The sequence below is a fragment of the Pseudomonas helleri genome, from assembly GCF_009600315.1.
Taxonomy (GTDB): domain Bacteria; phylum Pseudomonadota; class Gammaproteobacteria; order Pseudomonadales; family Pseudomonadaceae; genus Aquipseudomonas; species Aquipseudomonas helleri_A.
On sequence record NZ_WIWC01000053.1, the window covers coordinates 18,096 to 31,286 of the forward strand.

Consider the following 13,191-nt stretch of genomic DNA (forward strand, 5'->3'; position numbering starts at 1 on the left):
CCATGATGGACGCGTTCGAACTCCCCGGCACACTGGCCCAAGCCCTTGCCCAACGTGCAGCCCTGACCCCGGATCGTCTGGCGCTGCGCTTTCTGGCCGATGACCCGGCCCACAGCCAAGTGCTCACCTACCATGACCTGGACCTGCGCGCGCGCACCATAGCCGCCGCATTGCAGGCCCATGCGGCGGTAGGCGATCGGGCGGTGCTGCTGTTTCCCAGCGGCCCGGACTACGTCGCGGCCTTCTTTGCCTGCCTGTACGCGGGCATCATCGCCGTGCCCGCGTATCCACCCGAGTCGAGCAAGCGTCATCATCAGGAGCGTTTGCTGTCGATTCTCGACGATGCCGAGCCGCGCCTGCTGCTGACCTGTAGCCCGTTGCGCCAGTCCTTGCTGCAGATCAGCGAACTGAGTGCGACCGATGCCCCCCACGTGCTCTGTGTCGACGAAGTGGAGCCCGACGCCGTACACGTCTGGCAGCCGGTTGCCTTGCAGGCCGATGACGTGGCCTTTTTGCAATACACCTCGGGTTCCACGGCCTTGCCCAAAGGTGTGCAAGTGACCCACGGCAATCTGGTCGCCAATGAGCTGCTGATCCGCCGGGGTTTCGGCATCGACCTGAATCCCGACGACGTGATTGTCAGCTGGTTGCCGCTGTACCACGACATGGGCCTGATTGGTGGTTTGCTGCAACCGATCTTCAGCGGTGTACCGTGCGTATTGATGTCCCCGGCGTATTTCCTCACCCGGCCGCTGCGTTGGCTCGAAGCCATCAGTGAATACGGCGGCACCATCAGTGGCGGTCCGGACTTCGCGTATCGGTTGTGCAGCGAGCGGGTCAGTGAAACCGCTCTGGCAGATCTGGACCTGAGCCGCTGGCGCGTCGCCTATTCGGGTTCCGAGCCGATCCGCCAGGACACCCTGCAACGCTTTGCGGAAAAATTCGCCGCCTGCGGTTTTACCCCGAACAGCTATTTCGCCTCCTACGGATTAGCTGAAGCCACCTTGTTTGTCGCGGGCGGACAGCGCGGCCAGGGCATCCCGGCCTTGAACCTGAACGAACTGGAACTGGCCAACAACCGTATCGTGCCGGGCGACGGCAGTGCGGTGATGAGTTGCGGCACTTCGCAGCCAGACCATGAGGTACAAATTGTCGACGCGCAAAGCCTTGAGGCGCTGGCGGACAACCTTGTCGGTGAAGTCTGGGCCAGCGGCCCGAGCATCGCCCACGGCTACTGGCGTAACCCGCAGGCCAGCGCCGAGACGTTCGTCCAGCGTGACGGCGCGACCTGGCTGCGCACCGGCGACTTGGGCTTTATGCGTGACGGCGAGGTGTTTATCACCGGGCGCTTGAAAGACCTGCTGATCGTTCGCGGCCACAACCTGTACCCCCAGGACATCGAAAAAGTCATTGAGCGCGAAGTGGACGTCGTGCGCAAAGGCCGAGTGGCGGCGTTTGCGGTCAACGTCAACGGTGAAGAGGGCATTGGTATCGCCGCAGAAATCAGCCGCAGCGTGCAAAAAATCCTGCCCGCCGATGCGTTGATCAATGCCATTCGCCAGGCCGTGGCCGACGCCTGCCAGCAAGCGCCGGGCGTGGTGGTGCTGCTCAACCCCGGTGCGCTGCCCAAAACCTCCAGCGGCAAGTTGCAGCGCTCGGCCTGCCGCAGCCGGTTGGCCGATGGCAGCCTGGACAGTTATGCGCAATTCCCGGCCGTGCAGCCCGCCGACGCGGCGCCCGCTGCGCAACACCGCGCCAGTGATCTGGAAGCGCTGATCGCCTGGGTCTGGTGCGAGCATTTGCAGGTCGAACAAGTGGCCGCCGATGACCATTTCTTCCTGCTGGGCGGCAACTCGATTGTGGCCACTCAAGTGATCGCCCGCCTGCGCGAAGAACTCAAGCTTGAGCTCAATCTGCGTCTGTTGTTTGAAGCGCCCACCCTCGGCGCCTTTGCCGCGCAGGTCGGCGCATTGCAACAGGACGGCGGGCTGGCTCAAGGCGCCATCCAGCCCCTGAACAGGCAGGACGAACTGCCCCAGTCACTGGCACAAAACCGCCTGTGGTTTATGTGGCAACTGGCTCCCGACAGCAGCGCGTTCACCATCCCCGGCGCGTTGCGCTTGCGTGGCGAGCTGAATGAAGCCGCGTTGCGCAGCAGCTTCACCCATTTGGTCGAGCGCCATGAGTCGCTGCGCACGCGCTTTTTTCAGCGTGACGAACACGCCTTGCAACGGGTCGACACGGCCGCCGAGGTAGACCTGCACGTCATCGATCTGCGTGACCTGCCAGCCCCCGAGCGTGAGCTGCGGACGCAGCAGATCCGTGAAGCTCAAGCACAAACCCCTTTCAATCTCGAAAGCGGACCGCTGTTCAGGGTCACGCTGGTCAAGCTGGACGACGAAGACCATCAACTGCTGCTGACCTTGCACCACATCATTGCCGATGGCTGGTCGCTGAACGTCTTGATCGATGAGTTTTCCCGTCTCTACGCAGCAGCCTGCCTCGGCCAGCCGCTGACACTGGCGCCATTGGCGCTGGATTACGCCGACTACAGCAGTTGGCAGCGCCAGTGGCTGGCGCAAGGCGAAGCAGAACGCCAACTGCATTACTGGAAACAACAACTGGGCGATGAGCAACCGGTGCTGGCGTTAGCCACTGATCATCCGCGCTCGGCCCTTGAGCGACGCAGCGCGACCCGCTACAGCCTGAAACTGGATGCCGCGCTGTGCGACGCCGTGCGTCTGACAGCGCAGGCCCACGACAGCACGCCCTTCATGCTGCTGCTGGCCACCTTCCAGACGTTGCTGCATCGTTACACGGGCCAGAACGATATTCGCATCGGCGTGCCCAGCGCCAACCGCGGGCGTCAGGAAACCCACGGCCTGATCGGGTTCTTTATCAATACCTTGGTACTGCGCGCCGAGCTGCACGGGCGTATGCCTTTCGCCCAGTTGCTGGGGCAAACCCGCCAGGCCACGCTGGATGCCCAAGGCCATCAGGACGTGCCGTTCGAGCAAGTGCTCGAAGCCTTTCCTCAGGCCCGTGAGCACGGCCTGTTTCAGGTCATGTTCAACCATCAACAACGTGACCTCAGCGCCTTGCGTCGCTTGCCGGGCCTGCTGGCCGAAGAGCTGGACTGGCACAGCCGCGAAGCCAAGTTCGACCTGCAACTGCACAGCGAAGAAGACCATCAGGGCCGCCTGAAACTGTCCTTTGACTACGCCGATGAACTGTTCGAGGCCGCCACCATTGAGCGGCTGGCGGAGCACTATGTCAGCCTGTTGCGTCAAGTCAGCGGCAACAGCGCACAGGCCCTCGGTGATCTGCAAGGGTTGACCGCGCAGCAGTTGACCGAACAGCAGCAATGGGGCGCCGCACCCTGCGTCGCGGCCCAGCACTGGCTGCCGCACTGGCTGGAGCAGCAAGCGCAGCTGACGCCTGAGCGCGTGGCGCTGGTCTGGGACGGTGGCAGCCTCGACGTTGCCAGCCTGCACGCACAGGCCAACCGCCTTGCGCATTACCTGCGGGACAAGGGCGTGGGGCCGGATGTGCCCGTGGCGATTGCCGTCGAGCGTTCGCCGCACCTGCTGATCGGCTTGCTGGCCATTCTCAAGGCGGGCGGTGCTTACGTGCCCCTGGACCCGGACTACCCCCCAGAACGCCTGAGTTACATGCTGCAAGACTGCGGCGCCACCTTGCTGCTGACGCAAAGCCATCTGCTGGAGGGTTTGGCGCACCTCAACAGCGTCAGTGCCATTGCGATGGACTGCCTCAAGCTCGACAGCTGGCCCAGCCACGCACCGGGTTTGCACCTGCACGGCGATAACCTCGCCTACGTGATCTACACCTCCGGTTCCACCGGGCAGCCCAAAGGGGTGGGCAACACCCACGCCGCACTGAGCGAGCGCCTGCAATGGATGCAAGCCACCTACGCGCTGCAAGCCGATGACGTGCTGATGCAAAAAGCCCCGATCAGCTTTGACGTGTCGGTGTGGGAGTGCTTCTGGCCGCTGATGACGGGCTGCCAGCTGGTGCTCGCAGCCCCCGGCGAACACCGTGACCCGCAGCGTATTGCGCAGTTGGTGCAACAGTTTGGCGTCACTACTTTGCACTTTGTGCCAGCGCTGTTGAGCCTGTTTGTCGACGAGCCGCAGAGCGCCCTTTGCCACAGCTTGCGCCGAGTGTTCTCGGGCGGCGAAGCGTTGCCGGCGGAATTGCGTAACCGTGTCTTGCAGCACCTGCCGAACGCGCAGTTGCATAACCGTTACGGGCCAACCGAAACCGCGATCAATGTCACCCATTGGCATTGCAGCGTTGAAGACGGTGAGCGTTCGCCCATAGGACGTCCTTTGGGCAACGTGCTGTGTCGGGTGCTCGACAGCGAACTCAACCCGCTGCCTGCCGGTGTGCCGGGTGAATTGTGCATTGGCGGGATTGGCCTTGCGCGCGGTTATCTGGCGCGTCCGGGGCTCACCGCCAAACGCTTTATTGCCGACCCGCTGGGCGCGCCGGGCCAGCGCCTGTACCGCACCGGAGACCGGGTGCGCTGGAACGCCGAAGGGGTGCTGGAATACCTCGGTCGGCTCGATCAGCAAGTCAAATTGCGTGGCTTTCGCGTCGAGCCGCAGGAAATCGAAGCGTGCCTGTTGGCATTGCCCCGCGTGGCACAGGCGGCCGTGGTCATTCGCGACACCGCCGCAGGGCCGCAACTGATCGGTTACTACACGGCGCAGAACTGCACGCTGGGCGAAGAGGCTCAAAGCCGCGAACTCAAGGCCGCACTGACCGCGCAATTGCCCGACTACATGGTGCCTGCGCAGTTACTGCGTCTGGACGCGATGCCGTTAAGCCCCAGCGGCAAACTGGATCGCCGCGCCTTGCCCGAGCCGCAGTGGCGTGTCAGCGAGTTCGTGGCGCCGAACACCGCGCTTGAGCAACAGGTCGCCGCCATTTGGCGCACCGTGCTGGGGCAGACCCAAATCGGCCTGCGCGATGACTTCTTCGCCTTGGGCGGGCACTCCCTATTGGCCACGCAAATCGTCTCCCGTGTCCGTCAGGCCTGCGATGTCGAGCTGGCGTTGCGCACGTTGTTTGAAGCCAGCGAGCTGGGCGCGTTTGTCGAACAGGTCGCGCAGATTCAAGCGGCGGGGCAGCGCAATAGCCAGCAACCGATTGGCCTCGTCGACCGTCGCCAGCCGGTGCCGCTGTCCTATTCCCAGCAGCGCATGTGGTTCCTCTGGAAAATGGAGCCCAACAGTCCGGCCTACAACGTCGGTGGTATGGCGCGCCTCAAAGGCCTGCTGGATGTCGGCCGTTTCGAGGCGGCGTTGCAAGCCTTGCTGTTGCGCCACGAAACCCTGCGCACCACCTTCCCCAGTGTGGACGGTGTGGCCTGTCAACGCGTGCATGCCGAAACCGGCGTGGGCATGGCTTGGCTGGACTTGAGCAACCTCGACGAGCACACCCGTCAGCAGCGCCTGCAAGCGCTGGCCGACCACGAAGCGCACCAGCCGTTTGATCTGGAACACGGGCCGTTGCTGCGCGCCTGCATGGTCAAGGCGGGCGAGCGTGAACATTACTTTGTGCTGACCCTGCACCACATCGTCACCGAAGGGTGGGCGATGGACATCTTCGCCCGCGAGCTGGCCGAACTGTATGAAGCCTTTTTGGATGACCGCCAGTCACCGCTGGCTCCGCTGGCCGTGCAATATCTGGACTACAGCGTGTGGCAGCGGCAGTGGCTGGAATCGGGCGAGCGTCAGCGTCAGCTCGATTACTGGACGGTCAAACTCGGCAACGAGCATCCGCTACTGGAACTGCCCGCAGACCGGCCACGGCCCTCGGTGCAAAGCTACAAAGGTGAGCTGTACCGTTTTGACCTCAGCGATGACCTGGCCGCGCGCGTGCGGGCGTTCAATGCCGAGCATGGCCTGACCCTGTTTATGACCATGACCGGAACATTGGCCGTGCTGCTGCATCGCTACAGCGGTCAAAATGATCTGCGCATCGGTGCGCCCGTGGCTAACCGCATTCGCCCGGAAAGCGAAGGGCTGATCGGTGCCTTCCTCAACACCCAGGTGCTGCGCTGTGAGCTGGACGGGCAGATGCGGGTTGCCGATGTGTTCGAGCAGGTGCGCAACACCGTGATCGAAGGCCAGTCCCATCAGGACTTGCCGTTTGACCATCTGGTCGACGCGCTGCAACCGCCGCGCAGTGCCGCGTATAACCCGCTGTTCCAAGTGATGTGCAATGTGCAGCGCTGGGAGTTCCAGCAAAGCCGTCAGTTGGCAGGCTTGACCGTCGAGTTTCTGCCCAACGATGCGCGGGCGACCAAGTTCGACCTCAATCTGGAAGTCACCGACCTCGACCATCGGCTGGGCTGCTGCCTGACCTACAGCACCGACTTGTTTGATGAGCCGCGCATTGCGCGCATGGCCGAGCATTGGCGCAACCTGCTTGAAGCCTTGCTGGGCGACCCGCAACAACGCCTCAGCGAATTGCCGCTGTTGGGCAGCGACGAGCAACAGCGCTTGCTTGACGGACTGGCGCCGTCTGCGGCCGGGCATGACCTTGATCTGTGCATTCATCGCCTGTTTGCCGAGCAAGCGCAGGCGCACCCTGACGCCATCGCCCTGACCTTTGCCGGGCAGCACCTGAGCTACGGCGAACTCGATCGCCGCGCCAATCAAATGGCCTGGATGCTGCGAGAACGCGGGGTCGGCCCGCAGGTGCGGGTAGGGCTGGCGCTGGAGCGCTCGCTGGACATGGTGATCGGCCTGCTGGCGATCCTCAAGGCCGGTGGCGCCTATGTGCCGCTGGACCCGGAATACCCGCTCGAACGCCTGCATTACATGATCGAAGACAGCGGCATTGGTGTGCTGTTAAGCCATCGCGCACTGTTTGAGGCCCTGGGCGAATTGCCGGCGGGCGTGGTGCGCAGTTGCCTTGAAGACGAGCGCGACGCACTGGCCGCGTATCCTACCGGCGAAGTGCCGTTTATCAGCCTGGCGCAGCATCAGGCGTACCTGATTTACACCTCGGGTTCCACCGGGCAGCCCAAAGGCGTGGTGGTCTGCCACGGTGAAATTGCCATGCATTGCCGGGCAGTGATTGAACGCTTCGGCATGCGCCGCGATGACTGCGAGTTGCATTTTTACTCGATCAATTTCGACGCCGCCACCGAGCGCCTGCTGGTGCCGTTGTTGTGTGGCGCCCGAGTGGTATTGCGGGCTCAAGGGCAGTGGGATGCCGAGCAAATCTGCCAATTGATCGACGAGCAGCAGATCAGCATTCTGGGCTTTACCCCCAGCTATGGCAGCCAATTGGCGCAATGGCTGGCCAGCCGAGAACAGACCTTGCCCGTGCGCATGTGCATCACTGGCGGTGAAGCGCTCACGGGTGAGCATTTGCAGCGCATTCGCGCCGCGTTCAGCCCCGAAGTATTTTTCAACGCCTACGGGCCGACCGAAACCGTGGTCATGCCGCTGGCCAGTCTGGCCCCGGCGCAACTGGATGAGGGCGTGGCCAGTGTGCCCATCGGCCAGGTCATTGGTGCCCGGGTCGCGTATATTCTCGACGCCGGTCTGGCGCTGGTGCCACAAGGGGCAGTCGGTGAGTTGTACATCGGCGGCGCCGGTCTGGCTCAGGGTTATCACCAGCGCGCCGGTCTGACCGCCGAGCGTTTTGTCGCGGATCCGTTCGCCGCCAATGGCGGGCGTCTTTACCGCACCGGCGATCTGGTGCGCCAGCGCGCTGACGGGCTGGTGGAGTATGTCGGACGCATCGACCATCAAGTGAAAATTCGTGGCTTCCGTATCGAGCTGGGGGAAATCGAAAACCGCCTGCTCGACCACCCTGAGGTGCGTGAAGCGGTGGTGCTGGCGCTGGACATGCCCGGTGGCAAGCAATTGGCCGCGTACCTGGTGTGCAGCGCGGCGCAGCACGACGAACAGGCGCAAGCCGCCTTGCGCGATGACCTCAAGCGCCAGCTCAAAACCCAATTGCCCGACTACATGGTGCCGACCCATCTGCTGTTGTTGGCCAGCATGCCGCTGACCGCCAACGGCAAGCTTGACCGACGCGCCTTGCCGACGCCCGATATTGAACTCAACCGTCAACAGTACGTGGCCCCGAGCAACGCACTGGAGCAGAGTCTGGCGCAGGTCTGGTGTGACGTGTTGAACCTGAGCCAAGTGGGGCTGGACGACAACTTCTTCGAACTGGGTGGCGACTCGATTCTGTCGATCCAAGTGGTCAGCCGCGCGCGCCAACTGGGGATCCATTTCAGCCCTCGCGACCTGTTCCAGCATCAAACCGTGCAGGCGCTGGCGAGTGTCGCCACCCGCACCGAACACACCCACGCCGAACAGGGCGTACTCAGCGGCGCGGTCGGCTTGACGCCGATCCAGCACTGGTTCTTCGAAACACCCATGGCGCAGCGTCATCACTGGAACCAGACGCTGTTGCTGGAACCTGCGCAGCGCCTTGAAGCGCCGTTGCTGGAGCGAGCACTCAACGCTTTGCTGGAGCACCACGACGCCCTGCGCCTGAGCTTCCATCAGGTGGACGGCCAATGGCGCGCGCACTACCGCACCGACGTGGCGGGCGATGTACTGCGCCATGCCACCGTCAGCGACCTGCAACACAGCCTCGACCTGTTCGAGCAGGCCCAGCGCAGCCTCGATGAGCAGCAAGGCGCATTGGTACGTGCCGTGCTGGTAGACGGCCCGCAGGGTCAGCAACGCTTGCTGTTGGTGATCCATCACCTGGCGGTCGACGGTGTGTCCTGGCGCGTCCTGCTCGAAGACCTGCAAACCCTGTATCGCCAACTGGCTCAGCAGCAACCGCCGTCATTGCCGGGCAAGACCAGCGCCTTGCGGGCCTGGACCACGCGTTTACACGCCTACGCGGGCAGCGATTCCCTGCGCGAAGAACTCAACCTGTGGCAACAGCAACTCAGCGGGCCACAGATACACTTGCCGTGCGACAACCCGCAGGGCGGCGGACAAAACCGCCATGGCCACACCGTCAGCGTGCAGCTGGATGTCGAACGCACCACGCAACTGTTGCAGCAGGCGCCCAGCGCTTACCGCACGCAGGTCAACGACCTGTTGTTGACCGCGCTGGCGCGAGTGCTGTGTCGCTGGAGCGGGCAGCCTTCGGCGTTGATTCAGCTGGAAGGCCACGGCCGCGAAACGCTGTTTGACGACATCGACCTGAGCCGCACCGTGGGCTGGTTTACCAGTGCTTACCCGCTGCGCCTGACCCCGCAAGCAGCAGGCGGGCAGGGCGCTTCGATCAAGGCCATCAAAGAGCAATTGCGCGGTATCCCGCACAAAGGGCTGGGCTATGGCGTGTTGCGGTACCTGACCGACAGCGCCACCCGTCAGGCGCTGGCGGATCTGCCGGTGGCGGCGGTGACGTTCAACTACCTCGGCCAGTTCGACCAGAGCTTTGGCGCTGACGCCCTGTTCCGCCCGCTGGCTGAAGCCACTGGTGCCGCACACGACCCACTGGCGCCGCTGCCCAACGAACTGAGCATTGACGGTCAGGTCTACGGCGGCCAATTGCAGTTGCGCTGGACCTTCAGTGCCGAACGCTACACGCCGCAGACCATCGCCACCCTGGCCGAGGCCTATGTCAGCGAGCTGGAAACGCTCATTGCCCATTGCCTGAGTGCAGGCGCGGGCGGTTTGACCCCGTCTGACTTCCCGCTCACGGCCCTCAGTCAGGCGCAACTGGACGCGCTGCCGGTGGCGGCGCAACAGATCGAAGACCTTTACCCGTTGACCCCGATGCAGGAAGGCATGCTCGTGCACACGCTGCTCGAACCCGGCACCGGGCTGTATTACATGCAGGACCGCTACCGCATCAACAGCGCCCTCGACCCGCAGCGGTTTGCCGAGGCGTGGCAGGCGGTGATTGCTCGTCACGAAGCCTTGCGTGCGTCGTTCTGCTGGAATGTCGGCGAACAGATGCTGCAAATCATCCATCGACCGGGCGCTACCGCGATCGACTTCCTCGACTGGCGTGGCGAGCCACAGGACAGCCACGAGCCACGCCTGCAAGCGTTGCTCAAGGCCGAGCGCGAAGCCGGTTTTGATTTGCTCAATCAGGCACCGTTCCACCTGCGCCTGATCCGTGTCGATGAAGCCCGTTACTGGTTCATGATGAGCAACCACCACATCCTGATTGATGCCTGGTGCCGCTCGTTGCTGATGAGCGACTTCTTCGAAATCTACAGCGCGCTGGGCGAAAACCGCACTGCGCAACTGGCCGCACCGCCGCGCTACCGCGACTATATTGGCTGGCTGCAACGGCAGGATCTGCAACAGGCCAATGGCTGGTGGCAGCGCAACTTGCAGGGCTTCGAGCAGACCACCTACATCCCCAGCGACCGTCCGTTCTTGCGTGAACACGCGGGTGACAGCGGCGGCATGCGGGTGGGCGACTGCTACACCCGGCTTGAAGTGCAGGACGGCGTGCGCCTGCGCGAACTGGCCCAGCAGCACAAACTGACCATCAACACCTTCGCGCAAGCGGCGTGGGCCTTGGTGCTACGCCGTTACAGCGGCGAGCGCGACGTGCTGTTCGGCGTGACCGTGGCCGGGCGCCCGGTCGAGTTGCCGCAGATGCAACAGACCGTTGGCTTGTTCATCAACAGTGTGGCCCTGCGCGTGAAGATGCCCGCAGACGGTCAGGCGCTGGAGGTTCGGCAATGGCTGAGCGCGTTGCTTGAACACAATATGGAGCTGCGCGAGTACGAATATGTGCCGCTGGTGACGATTCAGGAACACAGCGAACTGCCCAAGGGTCAGCCGTTGTTCGACAGCCTGTTTGTGTTTGAAAACGCCCCCGTGGACATCTCGGTGATGGACCGTGCCCAGCACCTTAACGCAACCTCGGATTCGGGGCGCACGCACACCAACTTCCCGTTGACGGCGGTGTGTTACCCCGGTGATGACCTTGGTCTGCACCTGTCCTATGACCAGCGCTTCTTCGAGCACAGCAGCGTCGAGCGTTTGCTTAGCGAATTCAAACGCCTGCTGCTGGCCTTGATGGCGGGCATTGATGGCGACATGGCCGAACTGCCCTTGTTGGGCGAAGCCGAGCAGCACTTCTTGCTCGACGGGTGCAACCAGAGCCAGCGTGAATACCCCTTGCAGCAGAGTTACATCGAGCTGTTCGAAGCGCAGGTGGCGGCGCACCCGCAACGAGTGGTAGCCCGCTGTCTGGATCAGCACTGGAGCTATGCCGACCTCAACTCGCACAGCAACCGTCTGGGCCTTGCGCTGATAGCTGCTGGCGTCAGGCCGGATCAGCCAGTGGCGCTGCTGGCCGAGCGCGGACTGGAACTGCTGGGCATGATCATCGGCAGCTTCAAGGCCGGGGCGGCTTACTTGCCCCTCGACCCGGGGCTGCCCGAAGCGCGCTTGAGCCGCATCATCGAACTGAGCCGCACGCCCTTACTGGTGTGTACGGCGGCGTACCGCGAGCAGGCCCAGGCCTTGCTGGATGAATCGGGTTGCGCGAACCGTCCGCGTTTACTGGTGTGGGAAGAGGTGCATGCTCAGACCTTGGCCGAGCACAACCCGCAGGTGTACAGCCAGCCGGACAATCTGGCGTATGTGATCTACACCTCCGGTTCCACCGGTCTGCCCAAAGGCGTGATGGTCGAACAGCGCGGCATGCTCAATAACCAGCTGAGCAAAGTGCCTTACCTGAGCCTGACCGAACAGGACGTGATCGCGCAGACGGCGTCGCAAAGCTTTGATATATCGGTGTGGCAGTTCCTCGCGGCGCCCTTGTTCGGTGCCAGCGTCAACATCGTGCCCAACGCTCTGGCCCATGATCCGCAGGCCTTGTTGGCCCACGTCAATGCTCAGAGCATCAGCGTGCTGGAAAGTGTGCCGTCACTGATTCAGGGCATGCTGGCGGAAGATAACGTGCCGCTCGACGGCCTGCGCTGGTTGCTGCCCACCGGCGAGGCGATGCCGCCTGAACTGGCCCAACAATGGCTGCTGCGCTACCCGAAAACCGGACTGGTCAATGCCTATGGCCCAGCAGAATGCTCGGATGACGTGGCGTTCTTTCTGGTCGATACGGCGTCGACCCAAGGCAGTTATTTGCCCATTGGCACACCCACGGACAACAACCGTTTGTACGTGCTCGATGACGCTTTGCAACTGGTGCCGCTGGGTGCGACAGGGGAGTTGTGTGTGGCGGGCACCGGCGTGGGCCGGGGCTATGTCAGCGACCCGTTGCGTACGGCGAGCGCCTTTGTGCCGCATCCGTTCGGTGCACCGGGTGAGCGCTTGTACCGCACCGGCGATCTGGCGCGGCGGCGCATGGACGGGGTGCTGGAGTACGTCGGGCGCATCGACCATCAAGTGAAGATTCGCGGCTACCGGATCGAGCTGGGGGAAATTGAAGCGCGTCTGCACGAACATCCGTGGGTGCGCGATGCAGCGGTCAGCGTTCAGCAGGGGCCAAACGGCAAATACCTGGTGGGTTATCTGGTGGCGGCGATTTCTGATCCGGGTCAGAACGAGTGCCTTGAACACATCAAACAGCGGCTGCGCGCTGAGCTGCCGGAGTACATGGTGCCCTTGCATTGGCAGTGGCTGGCGCGTTTGCCGCTGAACGCCAATGGCAAGCTGGATCGTCGAGCGTTGCCCTTGATTGAAATTGGTCAACAGCAACGAGACGACTATCTGGCGCCGCGTTCGCCGCTGGAACAGACCTTGGCTGATATTTGGGCGGATGTGTTGAACGTCGAGCAGGTGGGCGTGAGGGACAACTTCTTTGAGTTGGGCGGACACTCCTTGCTGGCCACGCAAATTGCTTCGCGGGTGCAAAAGGTGTTGCAACGCAACGTACCGCTGCGGGCGATGTTTGAGTGCAATTGTGTGGAGCAGCTGGCGCTGTATATCGAAGGGCTGGAGAGTAGCGAAATCAATGAGGAGAAGGTCGATCGCCTGAGTGATCTGATGGCGGAGCTGGAAGGGCTGTAAATCTACAGCCCCTCACCCCAACCCTCTCCCGGAGGGAGAGGGGGCTTGATTGGGGTGGTTTCGGATTCAGCGTTTGGCTTTGAGGTAGAAGCTGATAGTCAACAGCCCCTCACCCCAACCCTCTCCCGGAGGGAGAGGGGGCTTGATTGGGGTGGTTTCGGATTCAGCGTTTGGCTTT

General features: G+C 63.0%; 1 protein-coding gene. It reads left to right on the forward strand.

Features of this window, described 5'->3' with window-relative positions; all coding sequences use genetic code 11:
* Window positions 1–2: 2 nt before the first annotated feature.
* Window positions 3–13,013: a non-ribosomal peptide synthetase gene (locus GHN86_RS21370; protein ID WP_153387261.1), complete on the forward strand. Its 13,011-nt coding sequence runs from the start codon at window positions 3–5 to the stop codon at window positions 13,011–13,013.
* Window positions 13,014–13,191: the final 178 nt, after the last annotated feature.